Raw genomic sequence first — 16,060 nt, 5'->3', positions numbered from 1 at the left:
TTTACGATTTTAGATTTACGAATTCCGATTTAATCACCCTTAATCGTAATTCGTAAATCGTAATTCTAAAATTAAAATAACCCGTTTATCTCCCGCTCTATCGCCTGAATTATGTTGCCCAGATCCTCAGGATTGTTAGCAAAGTCAAGATTATCCTTATCCAATATCAATAGTTTTCCAAGCTTATAATTATTGATCCACTTGTCATATTTTTCGTTAAGCTTCGACAGGTAATCAATACGGATACCAATCTCATATTCACGGCCACGACGCTGGATATTATTCACCAGTGTAGGCACCGAAGCCTTCAGGTAAACCAGTAAATCGGGTGGTTTGATATGCTCGGTAATATTGTCGAAAATCGATTCGTAATTTTCATAGTCGCGGGTGGTCATCAGGCCCATATCGTGAAGGTTCTCTGCAAAAATGTAGGCATCCTCGTAAATGGTACGATCCTGAATAATATTGCGACCGCTTTTCTGGATATCGATAATCTGACGGTAGCGGCTGTTCAGAAAATATATCTGCAGGTTAAAGCTCCAGCGTTTCATGTCGCTGTAAAAATCTTCCAGATAAGGGTTATTGTCAACGGCTTCGTATAAAGGTTCCCAACCGTAATTTTTGGCCAGCAACTCTGTTAATGTAGTTTTACCGGCTCCAATATTTCCAACAATAGCTATGTGCATATAGGCTAAAGATATAATTTGAATGTTAATTAAACAAGTCGATAGTCCATGGTCGATAGTCCATAGTTTTTCTTTGCTATGGACTATCGACCATGGACTATCGACTAATTAGAACTCTCTGAACCCAATGATTTCCCTTACTTCCCGAATTGTTTTAGAGGCGCTTTCGCGAGCTTTTTCAGCGCCCTGATGAGCTACTTTGCGCAGATAGTCAGCATTATTAGCAATATCATTGATACGCTCGCGTATTGGCGCCGTAGCTACAATCATATCTTCGGCCAGTTGCTTTTTTAAGTCGCCGTAGCGCACCTGCATAGTGTTATATAGGTTGTCAAAATGCGCTATGGTATCAGGTGTTGAAACCACCTTCATCAGGTCGAAAAGATTTTGTATGTAATCCGGTTTTTCCTGGTTCTCAACCGTCGGGCCACTATCAGTAACGGCACGCATTACTTTTTTACGAATGGCTTCAGGGCTATCGCTTAAATAAATAGCGTTGCCCTCTCCTTCTGATTTACCCATTTTGCCCTTACCATCCAGTCCCGGAATTTTTACCAGGTTACTGCTAAAGTTAAAGGCATATGGTTCAGGGAAATATTCGTGTTTATATAAACGATTGAAGCGATTACCAAAAGTACGCGCCATTTCAAGATGCTGCTCCTGGTCTTTACCCACAGGTACTTTAGTAGCCCGATGGATCAAAATATCGGCAGCCATTAAAACCGGGTAGGTTAACAGGCCGGCGTTTACATTATCAGGATGCGCACGCACTTTGTCCTTAAATGAAGTACTGCGCTCCAGTTCGCCCATGTAGGCGTTCATATTTAAGTACAGGTAAAGCTCGGTCACCTCCGGCACGTCGCTCTGTACGTAGATAGTAGCCTTATCTGGGTCGATGCCGGCGGCCAGATATTCAACAAGCACGCTTTTTACGTTACTGTGCAGGTTATCCGGAGTTGGGTGGGTAGTGAGCGAATGCAGATCGGCAATAAAAAAATAGCAGTTGTATTCATGCTGCATCTTCACAAAATTCTGTATTGCACCATAGTAGTTACCCAGGTGCAAATTTCCGGTTGACCTTATTCCGCTAACAACAGTTTCCATAGCGGCGAAAGTAAGGATTTTTTATATTTTTGAGCGCGATGAAAATAATATTGAGGAAACTACACTGCTACCTGTACATAGCCTCGGTAGCTATAACTTATGCAGTAGCTTTCCCTTTTTTATATTTGTTATCACGCAAAAAAAGCAATTATAAATACATGAACGCCATACGGCGCTCATGGGGTTTTGTAAGTTCGCTATTGGTGGGCATTTTTTATAGTTTTGATTACGAACAGCCCATCGACTGGAACAGAACTTATATTATTTGCCCTAACCATACCTCAAATCTGGATATTACAGCCATGACCATACTGGTACGCAATAACAACCATACTTTTATGGGTAAAGAGGCGCTGCTAAATAACTTTATCACCCGTTTGTTTTTTAAAACGGTGGATATCCCGGTAAATCGCGAAAGCAAGATGTCGTCATACCGGGCGTTTAAAAAAGCGTCGGAGGCATTAGCCGAGGGCGTATCAGTTATAATATTTCCTGAAGGGCGCATCCCTGAGCAATACCCACCGCATCTGCATGATTTTAAAAATGGCCCGTTCCGCATGGCAATTGAGATGAAAGTTCCGATTATTCCCGTTTCATCTGCCAATACCTGGAAAATTTTGTGGGACAATGGTCTGAAGCATGGCAGCAAACCGGGAATTTGCCATATATTTGTACATAAGCCCGTTGAAACGGCCCATTTAACTGTTGATGATGCTGATGCGCTGCGTTATCGCGTGCATGACATCATCCAACAAAAATTAGTATAGTACCATGAACATAGATAGCGAAACCGTAGACAAGATAGCACACCTTGCCCGCCTTGAACTTTCAGCAACCGAACAGCAGGAAATGATTGGCGATATGAACAAGATCCTGGACTTTATGGCTAAGCTTAATGAAATTGACACTGTTGGTGTTGAACCTTTGGTTTACCTTTCAAAAGAGATAAACGTTTTGCGTGAGGATATAGTAAAGCAGGAGATTACCGTTGAAGAAGGCCTGAAAAACGCCCCAAAGCACGACGACAAGTACTTTTTGGTAGCGAAAGTGATTGGGTAATTGTAAGTCGGAAAGTCCGTAAGTCGGAAAGATGATTGGCCTCTTTATTAAAACTACTAACTCAAATCTTTCAGATTTTCGGTCTTCCCGACTTTCGGACTACAAAAAATCTGTAACAAAAAGCCCCTGCCTCAGTCAAACAATCAAAAACGCATGGAGCCATTAATAACCCTTAAAGATATAGGACGCAAATATGTGATTGGTACTGAAGTGATTCATGCACTAAAATCGGTTTCGCTTACTATCAATAAGGGTGAATTTGTAGCACTGATGGGCCCGTCAGGATCAGGCAAATCAACTTTGATGAACATTTTAGGCTGTCTGGATACCGCCTCTAAAGGCGAATATATCCTGAATGGCATCAATGTAAGCCATATGACGGATAATGAGCTGGCCGAAGTGCGAAACTCTGAGATTGGCTTTGTGTTTCAGACTTTCAACCTGCTGCCGCGCAACACCGCTTTAGACAATGTGGCCCTGCCCCTGGTTTATGCCGGTGTAAGTAAAGACGACCGCCAGGCCCGCGCCAAGAAGGCTTTGGAAAATGTGGGCCTGGGCAACCGTACCGACCACCGCCCTAATGAACTTTCGGGAGGTCAGCGCCAGCGTGTAGCTGTGGCCCGCGCCCTCATCAATGATCCTTCCATTATACTGGCCGACGAACCTACCGGTAACCTTGACACCAAAACGTCCATAGAGATTATGAGCCTGATGGAAGATATCCATGCTAAAGGCAACACCATTATATTAGTAACTCACGAAGAAGACATAGCCATGCACGCTCACCGCATTGTGCGTATGCGCGACGGGTTGGTTGAGCGCGATTATATTAACACCAACGTGCAGATTGTGGACAGAAGCGGGGTTGTATAGCAAGCCCTGCGTATCATTAGTTTTCAACTAAGGCCTGCGAGACTTTAAGTTATAACCACCACTTAGCCTTTTCTGCTGCTTTAGCTTTTTCCTTAAGTTTTTTATCGCTGCTGTTAAACTGGTCTACGTAAGTCGTCCAACCGTTTTGTATGTTTTTACCTGGTGAAAAATCTCCGGCTCCGCTATCAAAATCTCCCGAATCAGGTATGCGCCAATCGCCCCAATTACAGCGCTGTACAAATTTCCCATCGTAGGATTTCCATATACCTACAAACTGATTGTTATTATAACTATCACCTAGCTGTATATCATCATAGTGCATATGATTATGCTTATCCAGGTAAAAAAACGACCTAAACACACCCTTGAAAATTCCTGAATGCTTTTCATTACGGGGCTCTGAAAACATGTAATTGCCAACTATAACATATTCACCTTTATCACCTCTATTCTTATACATATCGTCAATGCCATAAGACATTACCTTTTGTTTCAGGATGTTGGTTATCTGAAGAGTGCCGCTGAATTGGTCGATATTAGTTTTCACCATTGATTTACCGTAAACATGGTAGGTATAAGGCTTCGATTTGCTTTTGCTAACCGATATTATTTTTATACGGATACGCTGGTAATCATCGCCAATAAAACCGAATACATTTTCATTCTCGGTTTTAGTAAAAAGAGAAGAAAAATCAGTAGCCGCAAATTGCGCCTTAAATTCATTGGGCAGGAAAGCTTTATTGTTAAGTTGGATGGCTTTAAAATCTGCAGCTTCTTTTTGAGCAAATGCCGATTGACCAGCCAGGAGGAGAAGAAGGATCAGCTTTTTCATGACTAAGACTAATTTTATCCTAAACTTACGATTTTTGTTACTTTGCAAGTTTATCGCCTATTCCACCCCGCCCCAGCAAGCCTCAGCAATGCGTTCTACAAACTCGGCGATATGTAATGACTTTTCAGGGACAACCGGGTCATAGTTGCCTATTAATAAAGTGTGGTCGACAATTTCGATCATAAAATCGTTGTCGCGGATATCCATAACCGCATTCCGAAAATCGCGGGTCATACAGGTGGTAGCCTTGGTGTAATCATTGGCAACCACATAAAAGGTATTGCTAAAGGCTTTATCTTCCGCAAAATCCAGTTCATGCGGATGTATGAGTTCCAGAATTTTGTCAGTTAATGTTTCACGGCGAATGACCACACCGCCAAAATTATGTTTCAGATAAGTCAAACCCCACACCTGCGCTTCCTGGTGATGCGTTACGTGCCTGTCGCCTATTTTATAAACTACCTGTACAAACAAAATATAGGAGTCGCCACAGTCGCGCTTGATCACGTATGACCCGCGAACGTTTACATCTGAGCATTTGCCAAACGCTTTGAACTGATGCAAGTCAAAATCAATATGGCCGGTAGGTAAAATATTAAATTCTTCACGCAGTTTTTGGTGGGTTTCCGCAAAGCGTTTTATGGCGTCGTCGGTCAGGCCCTCAGTATCAAATGGGTAGTTTTCCATAAGCATAGGTTAGCGGTTTTTGCTAAAGTAAAAAATTCTTTTGAGGAATAGCAAACCAACCGCGTCATTGCGAACGAGGAACGAGTGTGGCAATCTCCGGCAAAACGACTCAGCTTGTTGTATAGAGATTGCCACGCTATCGCTCGCAATGACGTGGCGAAGTTAGAGTGTCTAATAATGCTGCATCTTGGCACAAGAACAAGCACAGTTAGGATCATTAATACCCAACCTGGTTAAAAAATGCTTATAAAAACCAATCCGGTCCAGCATACCAGGGTTATTCTCTCCCAAACCGCATTCCAGAGCACCGTTTACAATATTAATCACCATACCAAAACCCGGTGTACGGCCAGCCGCTTTGTCGATTGCATTGGGTTGCCATTTGCCAATCATCACATCATGGGCCGATGGTTTGTGAGTTTGCGGCGTCATCCAGAAATAAATAGCCGCTTTAAAAGCTACCACGGGGTCTTGTGTTATCAAATCGGGGTTGTTAAGCAGGATTTTATGATCGCCAAAAATACAGTCGGACGCATAGCCATAATTTCCCGCGTAGCTTAATTGCATCGGCCCGCGGCCATAATATTTTTTTCCTTTTACCGGCGGATATTCGTCGCTGTCGCCCAGGTAGTTTGCCGTGGTGTCGGCTTCGTGGGTAAGCATCAAACCGTCGGTATAGGTGCCATTCATTCCGTGCCGGGTTTCGTGGGCCAGTATAGCAAAAAAGGCGGCAAGCTCTTTTTTATTGGTCAGCGCGTCGCCGCCGGTACAAAAAGCGCCGTAGTCTATATAATATATACTATCTGGCTTTACTTTAGCCCAGGCTTCGTTCCAATCGGCGTCCTGGCGTATCATAGTGGTTTTTCCGGTAGCTTTATCTGTTCGCATAAACTGGTAAACAGATACTGCACGGCGGGTAATTTTCATCTTGATTTGCCCTAATTCCTTTACCGCTTTGATAAAAGCCTGATAGGAGTAAAATTTATCGCGCTGCGGAAACAACTCATTAAACTGTTTTTCTGTAATTAAGTTAAACACAACCGGAGCATCGGTTGTAGTTGAAGGCGCCGACGCACTACCGCAACTAACGCTAAGCAGTATTGTTGCAGTAGCTATTAACAATATAAACTTGGTTGAGATAATGATGTTTTTCACAACGTGTGGATTTTAATTTTTATTAACTTAAAACAAATATAAAGGCAAGCCATAATTTAATTTGTATTTATTGGATTGTTTAAATCAATATTTTTAAATTGCCATACCTCCTTATATGAAAATATATACCAAAACGGGCGATAAAGGTTTTACATCGTTAATCGGCGGTACGCGTGTACCTAAATATCATTTGCGTATTGAGAGCTATGGTACCGTTGACGAGTTGAACAGCTACATAGGCCTGATACGCGATCAGGACATAGCGCTGCACGACAAGGATTTTCTAAAAGACATTCAGGACAGACTGTTTGTCCTCGGGTCATCCCTTGCTGCTGATCCGCAAAAATCAAAAATGGCAATCCCCGATCTGCATGCAGGGGATATTGAAGCGCTTGAGCACGAAATGGACCAGATGAATACCCAATTGCCAGAGCTTAAGCATTTTATTTTACCGGGTGGAAATACCACGATATCTTACTGCCACATAGCGCGCTGCGTGTGCCGTAGGGCAGAAAGACTGGCCGTACATTTGGCAGAAGAAAGCACAGTTGATGAAAGCGTGATTATTTATCTGAACAGATTAAGCGACTACCTGTTTACCCTGGCCCGCAAAATAGCAAACGACAAAAAAATACCTGAAAATCAATGGATAACACGACTATAAAAAATGTGAAAAAATATATTGATAATCAAACAAAAAATATTATACTTTTGCCAAAATTGACATCTATAAAAATTAACTAAAAACTATCAGATAAGAATATGTATTGGACACTTGAATTAGCATCTCACCTGGAAGACGCACCATGGCCAGCTACTAAAGACGAATTAATTGATTATGCCATACGCTCAGGCGCTCCGGTTGAAGTGATTGAAAACCTGCAGGCTCTGGAAGATGATGGTGAGCCGTATGAGAACATTGAAGAAATATGGCCTGATTACCCTACAAAGGATGACTTCTTTTTTAACGAAGACGAATATTAATCGATAAAAAACGATATAAAAAACCCCATGCCAAGTATTTGGCACGGGGTTTTTAGTTTTTATACCATTTTGGAATACTTTTTGGTTGTAGCCTCATAATTACTCACAATAAAAAACATATAATTATGAGAGGCTTATTATACATCATCGCAGTTATCCTGATCATTGGATGGGCATTAGGATTCTTTTACTACTCAGCAGGCGGCATTATCCACGTGTTACTGGTAATTGCTGTTATAGCTTTACTGTTAGGCGTTATCAGGAGAGCATGATTCAATAGAATCAAGAAGCAAGAGACAAGAATCAGGATTTTCAGCTCTTGATTTTTTGCTTAATAAGAGAGCCGGGAAACCAGATACTTATCGTATCGAACTTTCCCGGCTCTTTCTTTTTTAAAGCTAAGTGATAAATCTTAATTCTTGTCTCTTGCTTCTTGATTCTGATTAAGATGCTTTATATAGCTTGCCTGGAAATGCTTTAATAAAACCCTGCATTTCCATGTTCAACAGGTTCATGGCTAATAAGCTCATGGGCATATTTGTTTTGATAGTCAAATCATCAATAGCCATTGGGGCGTTATTTTGCTGCAGCATATAATATATCGTACGCTCATCATCGGTCAGATCAAGGGGTAGCAAAAACTGCTCGACAGGTTTGACGTCTGTAGGTTTTTCCCAACCCATACTGTAGGCCAGATCGGCCACACAGGTAAGCAAACTGGCTTTGTGGTTACGGATGAGAAAATTACAGCCTTCCGAATAGGTATCGGTCAATCTACCGGGGAAGGCAAATACATCACGGTTATAAGAATTAGCTATTTCGGCAGTAATTAGCGCGCCGCCTTTAATACTGGCCTCTATAACTATGGTAGCATCTGCCATACCGGCTACTATACGGTTCCGCTCAGGAAAATTTGCCGGGCCGGCCGGTACGCCCGATGGATATTCGCTTAATAAGCCGCCATACTCCAGCATTTTATCAGCAGTGTTTTTATTAGCCGCCGGGTACATTTTATCCAACCCGTGGCCCAGCACCCCAACGGTGCTCATTTGTTGTTTCAAACATTCTTTATGAGCCATGACGTCAATACCATGAGCTAATCCGCTTACTATTAATACATTGTATTGCTTTAACTCAGCAACTAACTCCTCGCAAAGCGCCCGGCCGTAATCGGTTGCATTCCTGGTACCAACTATGCTTATTACTTTTCGGGCGTTCAGGTCGGCGTTGCCTTTGCTATACAATAAGGTAGGTGCATCAAAACAATTTTTTAGCCGTTTGGGATATCTCGGATCGGTATAAAATAAAATATCAATATTATTTTTTTCGGCAAACTGAAGTTCGGCTGCTGCCTTTTGCAAGGCCTCTTCAAAATTAAGCTCACGGAGAGTTTTATCGCCAATGCCTGGCACTGCCAGCAATTTAGCAGCCGAAGCGTTGAATACCGCCTCTGCGCTGCCTAAATGACTAACTACTACCCTGCCCAGCGTAGCCCCGATATTTTTAAGAAAAGTAATTGCAACCTCGTGAAGTTGTGACATGGTGTTGGTTTGTAAGGCACGCAAAATAAGACATGGGCTGATGATGTGCAAATAAATTAGCTACTCTTTATCATTCCCTAACCATAACTGATTAATAGCAAACCCAAATCGCACTATATTTAGCTATAAATCAAAAACATTTAAAAAAAACTACAAAAATAGTTTGCAAACTATAAAAATAGTTTTACCTTTATCTTATGCAACTAGAAAAATAGTTTACCTGGATCAAATAGCATGAGTTTCCCCTAGTCATGTTAACCTTAATACCTGTTATATAAATAGTAAATAATGATGAAAGAATTGACGAAAGCCGAAGAACAAGTAATGCAGATACTGTGGCAGCTAAATGAGGCCATTGTAAAAGACATTATTGAGAAAATGCCTGACCCTAAGCCTGCTTATAACACCGTGTCGACCGTTGTGCGGGTATTAGAGGGTAAAGGTTTTGTAGATCATAAAGCTTATGGTAACTCGCATGTTTATTTTCCGCTGGTAAGCGAGGAACAATACCGAAAATTCACTTTTGATAAGATGATGAATAATTATTTCAGCAACTCCTACAAAAGCCTGGTGTCGTTTATTGCTAACGAGAAAAAGCTTGGTGTAAAAGAACTGGATGAACTAACCAAACTGTTAGATGAACTTAAAAATAAAAAGTCATGAACTGGTTATATTACATAGCTGAGGCCAATTTGTATCTGGTAATATTTTACGGAGTATACAGCCTGATACTGGCAAAAGAAACACATTATCAGCTTAATCGCGCTTATTTACTGGCAAGCAGCGCGTCGGCCTTTGCGCTACCGCTAATACAGTTAAACTTTTTAAAGCCAGCCGTCTATGTAAGTAATGAGGTCTTTGTGACAGCAACCGTGTCAGCTGCACCGCTATGGCAATCAGTACTGTACTATGGGTATTTAGCCGGTGTTTTTTTTATGGTCATATTGTTTGCCTGGAAACTGATACAGCTAAAAAGGCTGGCCCGCGGCGCCGAGCGAATTGACGCTGCAGATCATCACCTCATCAAACTTAAAGACAGCAATACCGCTTTCTCGTTTTTTAACTATTTATTCATTGGTACACAAAACGCCGACGAAAAGCTGATCATCAACCACGAGCTGGTGCACATCCGCCAAAAACACTCTGCCGATGTGGTTTTTATTGAAATATTAAAAGCTATCAATTGGTTTAACCCGGTAGTGTATCTGCTGCAAAACAGTATTCGCACCGTCCACGAATACATTGCTGACGAACAAACTGCACAAGCGGCCGGTAACGTTATAACTTACGCATCATTTTTGGTAGACCACGCCTATGGCGATGTAACCCCCGCAATAACACATTCATTTTTCAACCAAAACCTATTAAAAAAGAGAATTATCATGTTAGATCAAAAACGTTCAGGCAAATTAGCAAGGCTAAAATACCTGGTGGCCGTGCCTTTGTGCGCTGCTTTGTTAACCGAGTCGACTTTGGGCTTCAGTAAATCTTACGGAGTTATTGACATTGGTCAACAAAAAATAGAAATTGACACCGCCAAAAAAACAAAAGCAACAGGTACGCGCCTCGCCCCGCCGCCTCCTAAACCAAACGTAAGTCAGGTTAAATTTCCACAGCCGGCTAAAAAATCAGCACGGCCAGTAAAATTTCCGCCGCCTGTGGTAAGGTCTGACGATAAAAAGTTACCACCGCCGCCACCGCCTACCCCTAGCGCATCACAGGTTAAATTTCCGCTGCCTGCAAAAATGCCAGCGCGCATGGTTAAATTTCCGCCGCCTGTTGTAAGACCTAACGATAAAAAGCTGCCACCGCCACCACCGCCTGCGCCGCCTAAAAAATCAGAAAGAATAAGGATAGAGGAACCTGTTAAAAGCCAGCCTCCAACCGATAGCGCCAACGTAAAGATACAGGAATAGCGAATTTTTTAATCACAACCTAAACCTTATACAAAAACCTATCTCACTTAAATTAAACCGTATGAACTGGTTACACTATCTGGCCGAAGCTAACTTATACCTGGCTGTCTTTTACCTGGCTTACTGCCTGCTGCTGAGCCGCGAGACCCATTATCAGCTTAACCGCACTTATTTGCTGTTTAGCTGCGTAGCTGCTTTTGCCTTGCCTGTGCTGCAAATCGGCACTCTGAAAACCAAGGTACAAGCTATTGAAAAGCCGGTGGTGTACGCCATGCCTGCGCAAGCTGTACAAGAAACGCCCATGCAGATGCAACTGCAAACGGTAAATGATTACCAAACATCTGCATACGCAGCCCAGCCAAAAGCACCTGCCATAACCGCAGCTGCACCTGTCGTAAAACCGCAGTTAAGCTTATTTGATTACTTATGGTATGCTTATTTAGCAGGTTCGGCCGTTTTACTGGTTATGCTGATAGTGCGGTTAATTTCGCTGTTATTGCTCACGCAAGGCACCGTGAGCGTGAAACACGGCCGTTATAAAATTGTGCAACTGCCCGGTACCAATATCGCCTTCTCCTTTTTCAATTATTTGTTTTTGGGCGATAACGCTCCGGCTACCAATACTATCATTACGCATGAGCTGGTACACATCCGGCAAAAACACTCGGCAGACGTGATCTTCCTGGAGTTGCTAAAAATTGTTAACTGGTTCAACCCGTTTGTTTATTTATTGCAAAACAGCCTCAAAACAGTACACGAATACATTGCCGATGAACACACCGCATCGCATGAAAATGACGCCTACACTTATGCCTCCTTTTTAGTCAGCACCGCTCATGGTGTTGGCGGCTCACCTATAACCCATTCTTTTTTCAACTACAACCTGTTAAAAAAACGTATCACTATGCTAAACCAAAAACGCTCAGGCAATTCAGCAAGGCTGAAATACCTGGTAACCGCACCTATTTGCGCTGCACTGCTTTGTGTATCAACACTGGCATTTACTAAAAGCTATAATTTTATCGATCTGGACCCGGTAAAAGCGGTGAAGGCTTTTACGAATAAAATCGTTCATCCTAAACCGGCAGCACAGTTTCAGCAAAACGCCGGCAATGTAATACAACCGGTAAAAATTGAAACCACCTTGCCTGATAGCAATAACGCTGCACCAACATTTAAAGTAATTACACAACCTGCAGCAAACATTACCAATAAAGACAAACCATTACCTCCGTTTGTTTATGACGGCGGCTATACCGTATTGGCACATTACCTGCGGAAAAACATTATCTATAAACCCGCTGCCGATGATAAAGGCGGGATGGTTGTGGTTGGTATTACGCTGGATAAAGACCTTAAGGTTACCGAACCTAAAATTGAGATCAGCGCCGGCGATAAATTAGATAAACTGGCACTTGATGCCTTTAAAAATTATAAAGGCACTGTCAATGACGACGCGGGAAAATATTTAAAAATAGCCGTTTATTTCTTTACTGACAATTACGATATTTTCAATTATAAGTTCCCTAACATGGCCGACCCTGCTGGCGCCGTGGCAATTACTGATTCGCCTTATAAAGCTAAGTTAACACTCACAGGCTACGAGTTTGACGAAGCAGGCGGCGACTGGACCTGGATATATCTGAAAGACGGCAGCGCTTTATACTATAATAAAAACACAATTACCGACCAAGATACAAAAGTACTGAAGGACAAATATGGCTATGTGTTTCCCTCAAATTCAAATGGCGCTATGGGCTGGTTGCCTCCGGTAGATGGCAACAAATATCGTTGGGTCTCCATGACGGTAAACTCCTATTTGAACGCACCTTACACCAAAGATTTTTACGACCATGTTTACAACGAGCTTCAATATCCGGCACAGGCAAAGACAGACGGTAAAACTGCGGTAGTACTGGCAAAATTTGATCTTGATGATAAAGGGACAATCAGCAACGTTGGCATAGCTAAAACCGGCGGCGAAGATTTTGATAACGCAGCCATAGACGCAATAAAGTCATTTAACGGCACCATCAACGACAAAGCCGGGCAACACACCATTGCCATTGTATTTTGTAATGCAGTTAACGGTACCAGGCCAATAGTAAGCAATAGCTTTAAAAAGGATGGCTATGTTGGCGAACTAGCCCGGGGTGAAGAGAAACCGATAAAGATCACGGTTACTAAGGTAATCCCCGTTACTGAACAAAAATAAGCGAACGACAACATTCGCAAATTTAAGATATCCAAACCTACACCTGTCTCCATAAAAAATGCCCGGCCATTTTGCCGGGCTATTTTTTTATTAAACCAAACCATGTTTAATTGCGTTATTAATAAAGTAATCACTTTAAACCAATGGCTATGCGTACCGACAAAAAAAGATCCTTCAAAAAATCTACAGCAAAAGTTTTGCTGGCCGGCGTGTTAAGTTTTGGCGCAGTGGGTGCTTTTGCCCAGGCTCCGCCGCCGCCACAAGCGCCACCACCACCGGGCGAATTGCTTGAAAAGCTAAATCCTTTTAAAAAGAAAACAAAGACAAGCGATAAAAAGGCTAAAACCAGGAAAGACAAATCGGCCAAGGACGATACGATAACGCCTGACGACCCACGCATGCCACCGCCGCCGCCAAACCCTATCGACCTGATTAAGAAAAAGAAGACACCTCCGCCCCCACCCGTTGGCGGCAATGAGGGGGCATAAAAAAAGAGACGCCGATGTTGCGTCTCTTTTTTTACTTACGGGGTAGAAAGAACTATCCTTTTACATAAATAACTTGTTTGGTATCAAAAAACTCTTCGGAGTAATAGTCTTTCAGATGATATTGAGTAACCTTAAGGCCCGACTCGGCAATCTCTTCGGCCAAATCGCCGCCTTTAAGGTATAAAATGCCGTTGGGCAGTTTGTTCCTGGAGTTTTTGCTGAATTTATTTTTTATCCACGGGTAAAATTCACCCAGGCGTGTTACCGCACGCGATACGATAAAGTCAAATTGCTCGTTGATCTGCTCGGCGCGCGAATGGGCGGTTCGCACATTTTTAAGGCCCAGGGCATCGGCCACACCTTGTACCACTTTGATCTTTTTGCCAATTGAATCAACCAGGTAAAATTGAGTTTCCGGGAACATGATGGCAAGCGGAATACCCGGAAAACCACCGCCTGTGCCTACATCAAGTACGCTTTCGCCCGGTAAAAAAGGCATCACTTTGGCTATCCCTAATGAGTGCAATACATGACGTTCAAAAAGCTGGTCAATATCCTTGCGGGATATTACATTGATCTGGTTATTCCAAAATTCATACAATGCGGGCAGTTGTTCAAACTGCTGCTTCTGTATGTCGGTAAGGTTGGGGAAATAAGTAAAAAGTTGTTCAGATGTCATCCCTGTCTAAACGGTTTATGATATTACCAAGCAAATACCTGGCCCTGAATAACTGCGCCTTCACCGTACCCAAAGGTAAGTCGAGTTGTTGGGCAATCTCTTCGTACGATAATTCGTCAAAATAGCGTAGCGTGATCAGGTTACGATAACGTAGCGGCAAGGTTTGTATGAGCAGCTTAAGCTCTTCCGTCTGCTGTTTTTTGATAGACGACTCCTCGGGGTTCAGTGTATCAGCTTTTATCTGCAGCGGCATTTCTTCACCTTCGTCATCAGTCATTCCATGAATAGAGGTTGTATGCAGCTTTTTCTTGCGGATAAAGTCGATACAATTATTGGTTGCTACCCTGAAAAGCCAGGTGCTAAAGGCAAATTCAGGTTGGTATTTATCCAGCTTTTCAAAGGCTTTGGCAAAGGTTTCAACAGTAAGGTCCATAGCGTCCTCCTTATTGTTCACCATCTTCAAAACCATAAAATAAATGGAATCTTTATAGCGTTGCATCAGGTCGGCATACGCTTTTTGATTCCCCTCCCGGGCCTTAACTACCAGGTGAAAATCGTTCTTTGCGTTCTCGGTAAAATTGGAATTTATTTCCATTGGGTCGTTTTTACGAAGGTGCCTACCAGGCCAAAAAAACTGATATAAATGTAGTAAACAAAATCAAGAAAAGGCAAATACCAGATCTGTGACATCGCATTTAATTTCTTAAAAGTTTTGCGAAAAACCAGTATTTGAACAATCCATCTAAAAACGAACAAACCAAGTGCCAATAACGGTTCAAAGTAATATGCTAAGCAGCAAATAAATAGCAGATAAAATAAAAGCCCGCTTAATACCTCAAAACTTATCATGCGCTGGTGTGCGGGTTTATATATTTTACCCACGCCCATATGTCTTTTTTTCTGGCGATAAAGTGATTTAAAACTTGATTTGGCCTCGGTATATACAAAACTATCCGGATGTATCTCGATGTCAGTATTGGTTGATGTAGCATTTTGATTCACAAACAGGTCATCGTCGCCCGATAATACATGCATATGCGAGGCAAAACCTTTGTTGGCAAAAAACAAAGTTTTAGTATACGCCAAATTACGGCCTACGCCCATATAAGGGTTGCCATTTAAAGCCGCCGACAGGTAACTTATGGCAGTGCGTAAGGTTTCAAACCGAATTATGGCATTCAAAAAACCAGTGGTCTTATAGTATGGCGAGTACCCCAAAACTATTTGGATTTTGCCTGTAAAGCGTGAGGCCATACGGCTTATCCAATGTTTAGATGCAGGTTTGCAATCTGCATCGGTGAACAACAGGTGCTCGTTTTTCGCTGCCTTGATCCCCAGGGTAAGGGCGAATTTTTTGCCGGTTTTAAAGCGCTCGTGCTCAGTTATGGTGACTACTTTAAGCCTCGGATACTGCTTTTGCATAGCCTCCAATACCTCGTCCGAGTTATCGTAAGAGCAGTCATTCACCACTACAACTTCAAAATCAGGATAATCTTGCTCCAATATATAAGGCAGATTTTCGGTCAGATTTTTAGCCTCATTACGCGCGCTTATCACTACCGAAACCGGTATTTTAACATCGGGCTGCTCATCAGTAACCTCATAAGCCGACAATGATTTATAGTTGCTGATAAGATAGTAGAGCTGGATAATAAACACCAGCAAAAACAAAACAAATAAAGTAAGCCGAATATATGTCTCCAACACGCGTTAAAAATGTCGGGCAAAGTTGCTAAAAAAATGGCACATTTTTTTAGTCATTATGTGCTTTGCACGTCACTACGCCATGCTGTCATTCATAACTAGTCGGCTAGAAAATACCCGAATTCTATACATTATAG

19 protein-coding genes are annotated in these 16,060 nt (G+C 42.3%); 10 read left to right on the top strand and 9 right to left on the bottom strand.

Annotated elements, in window-relative coordinates:
• Positions 1-71 precede the first annotated feature (71 nt).
• Positions 72-686: a deoxynucleoside kinase gene (locus ACFS5N_RS01570; RefSeq protein WP_377181517.1), complete on the bottom strand. Its 615-nt coding sequence runs from the start codon at positions 684-686 to the stop codon at positions 72-74.
• 108 nt (positions 687-794) lie between these two features.
• Positions 795-1,790 (bottom strand): tryptophan--tRNA ligase, encoded by a 996-nt coding sequence (trpS, locus tag ACFS5N_RS01565; RefSeq protein WP_377181515.1) that lies wholly within the window; start codon positions 1,788-1,790, stop codon positions 795-797.
• A gap of 38 nt (positions 1,791-1,828) precedes the next feature.
• Here trpS and ACFS5N_RS01560 point away from each other — a divergent pair, with 38 nt between their 5' ends.
• The 3 genes from ACFS5N_RS01560 (at position 1,829) to ACFS5N_RS01550 (ending at position 3,722) form a co-directional block, all read left to right on the top strand.
• Complete coding sequence (locus ACFS5N_RS01560; RefSeq protein ID WP_377181512.1) at positions 1,829-2,557, top strand: lysophospholipid acyltransferase family protein; 729 nt, start codon at positions 1,829-1,831, stop codon at positions 2,555-2,557.
• A 4-nt stretch (positions 2,558-2,561) separates the two neighbouring features.
• Positions 2,562-2,849 carry an Asp-tRNA(Asn)/Glu-tRNA(Gln) amidotransferase subunit GatC gene (gatC, locus tag ACFS5N_RS01555; RefSeq protein WP_377181510.1) on the top strand — a complete coding sequence of 96 codons (288 nt, stop codon included), beginning with the start codon at positions 2,562-2,564 and terminating at the stop codon, positions 2,847-2,849.
• A 153-nt stretch (positions 2,850-3,002) separates the two neighbouring features.
• Complete coding sequence (locus tag ACFS5N_RS01550) at positions 3,003-3,722, top strand: ABC transporter ATP-binding protein (RefSeq protein WP_377181508.1); 720 nt, start codon at positions 3,003-3,005, stop codon at positions 3,720-3,722.
• A 49-nt stretch (positions 3,723-3,771) separates the two neighbouring features.
• Here the strand turns inward: ACFS5N_RS01550 and ACFS5N_RS01545 are convergent, their stop codons facing one another.
• The 3 genes from ACFS5N_RS01545 to ACFS5N_RS01535 all read right to left on the bottom strand — a co-directional run bounded on the left by ACFS5N_RS01545 (position 3,772) and on the right by ACFS5N_RS01535 (position 6,396).
• Positions 3,772-4,554: a hypothetical protein gene (locus ACFS5N_RS01545; protein ID WP_377181505.1), complete on the bottom strand. Its 783-nt coding sequence runs from the start codon at positions 4,552-4,554 to the stop codon at positions 3,772-3,774.
• 57 nt (positions 4,555-4,611) lie between these two features.
• Positions 4,612-5,241: a hypothetical protein gene (locus tag ACFS5N_RS01540; RefSeq protein ID WP_377181503.1), complete on the bottom strand. Its 630-nt coding sequence runs from the start codon at positions 5,239-5,241 to the stop codon at positions 4,612-4,614.
• Between the two features lie 171 nt (positions 5,242-5,412).
• Positions 5,413-6,396 (bottom strand): chitinase, encoded by a 984-nt coding sequence (locus ACFS5N_RS01535; protein ID WP_377181501.1) that lies wholly within the window; start codon positions 6,394-6,396, stop codon positions 5,413-5,415.
• Positions 6,397-6,511: 115 nt separating this feature from the next.
• Here ACFS5N_RS01535 and ACFS5N_RS01530 point away from each other — a divergent pair, with 115 nt between their 5' ends.
• The 3 genes from ACFS5N_RS01530 to ACFS5N_RS01520 all read left to right on the top strand — a co-directional run bounded on the left by ACFS5N_RS01530 (position 6,512) and on the right by ACFS5N_RS01520 (position 7,652).
• Positions 6,512-7,060: a cob(I)yrinic acid a,c-diamide adenosyltransferase gene (locus ACFS5N_RS01530; protein WP_377181499.1), complete on the top strand. Its 549-nt coding sequence runs from the start codon at positions 6,512-6,514 to the stop codon at positions 7,058-7,060.
• Between the two features lie 98 nt (positions 7,061-7,158).
• The gene (locus ACFS5N_RS01525; RefSeq protein ID WP_002996718.1) at positions 7,159-7,380 is read left to right on the top strand and encodes a DUF2795 domain-containing protein; all 222 of its coding nucleotides are present in this window, start codon (positions 7,159-7,161) and stop codon (positions 7,378-7,380) included.
• Positions 7,381-7,505: 125 nt separating this feature from the next.
• Positions 7,506-7,652 (top strand): lmo0937 family membrane protein, encoded by a 147-nt coding sequence (locus tag ACFS5N_RS01520; protein ID WP_377181497.1) that lies wholly within the window; start codon positions 7,506-7,508, stop codon positions 7,650-7,652.
• A 171-nt stretch (positions 7,653-7,823) separates the two neighbouring features.
• Here the strand turns inward: ACFS5N_RS01520 and dprA are convergent, their stop codons facing one another.
• Positions 7,824-8,921 (bottom strand): DNA-processing protein DprA, encoded by a 1,098-nt coding sequence (gene dprA / locus ACFS5N_RS01515; RefSeq protein ID WP_377181495.1) that lies wholly within the window; start codon positions 8,919-8,921, stop codon positions 7,824-7,826.
• 288 nt (positions 8,922-9,209) lie between these two features.
• On the opposite strand from dprA, the gene ACFS5N_RS01510 reads away from it, so the two are divergent.
• The 4 genes from ACFS5N_RS01510 to ACFS5N_RS01495 all read left to right on the top strand — a co-directional run bounded on the left by ACFS5N_RS01510 (position 9,210) and on the right by ACFS5N_RS01495 (position 13,540).
• Positions 9,210-9,584: a BlaI/MecI/CopY family transcriptional regulator gene (locus tag ACFS5N_RS01510; RefSeq protein ID WP_377181493.1), complete on the top strand. Its 375-nt coding sequence runs from the start codon at positions 9,210-9,212 to the stop codon at positions 9,582-9,584.
• Entirely contained in the window at positions 9,581-10,837 is a 1,257-nt protein-coding gene (locus tag ACFS5N_RS01505) for a M56 family metallopeptidase (RefSeq protein WP_377181491.1), read from the top strand. The genes ACFS5N_RS01510 and ACFS5N_RS01505 overlap by 4 nt, the downstream gene beginning before the upstream one ends.
• Before the next feature lie 61 nt (positions 10,838-10,898).
• Complete coding sequence (locus ACFS5N_RS01500; RefSeq protein WP_377181488.1) at positions 10,899-13,052, top strand: TonB family protein; 2,154 nt, start codon at positions 10,899-10,901, stop codon at positions 13,050-13,052.
• Between the two features lie 143 nt (positions 13,053-13,195).
• A complete protein-coding gene (locus tag ACFS5N_RS01495) occupies positions 13,196-13,540 on the top strand; it encodes a hypothetical protein (RefSeq protein WP_377181486.1) in 345 nt (114 codons plus the stop codon).
• Positions 13,541-13,592: 52 nt separating this feature from the next.
• Here the strand turns inward: ACFS5N_RS01495 and rsmG are convergent, their stop codons facing one another.
• From rsmG to ACFS5N_RS01480, 3 genes are read right to left on the bottom strand one after another with little or no spacing between them, the layout of a single operon-like run.
• The gene (gene rsmG / locus ACFS5N_RS01490; RefSeq protein WP_377181484.1) at positions 13,593-14,219 is read right to left on the bottom strand and encodes a 16S rRNA (guanine(527)-N(7))-methyltransferase RsmG; all 627 of its coding nucleotides are present in this window, start codon (positions 14,217-14,219) and stop codon (positions 13,593-13,595) included.
• The gene (locus ACFS5N_RS01485) at positions 14,209-14,814 is read right to left on the bottom strand and encodes an RNA polymerase sigma factor (protein ID WP_377181482.1); all 606 of its coding nucleotides are present in this window, start codon (positions 14,812-14,814) and stop codon (positions 14,209-14,211) included. Before ACFS5N_RS01485 ends, rsmG begins: the two co-directional genes overlap by 11 nt.
• Positions 14,805-15,926 (bottom strand): glycosyltransferase, encoded by a 1,122-nt coding sequence (locus tag ACFS5N_RS01480; protein WP_377181480.1) that lies wholly within the window; start codon positions 15,924-15,926, stop codon positions 14,805-14,807. Before ACFS5N_RS01480 ends, ACFS5N_RS01485 begins: the two co-directional genes overlap by 10 nt.
• Positions 15,927-16,060: the final 134 nt, after the last annotated feature.

Origin of the sequence: Mucilaginibacter ximonensis, from assembly GCF_042686265.1 — a bacterium.
Classification (GTDB): domain Bacteria; phylum Bacteroidota; class Bacteroidia; order Sphingobacteriales; family Sphingobacteriaceae; genus Mucilaginibacter; species Mucilaginibacter ximonensis.
Note: the sequence above shows the minus strand (reverse complement) of the source record. Positions and strands in the feature narration are given on the sequence as shown.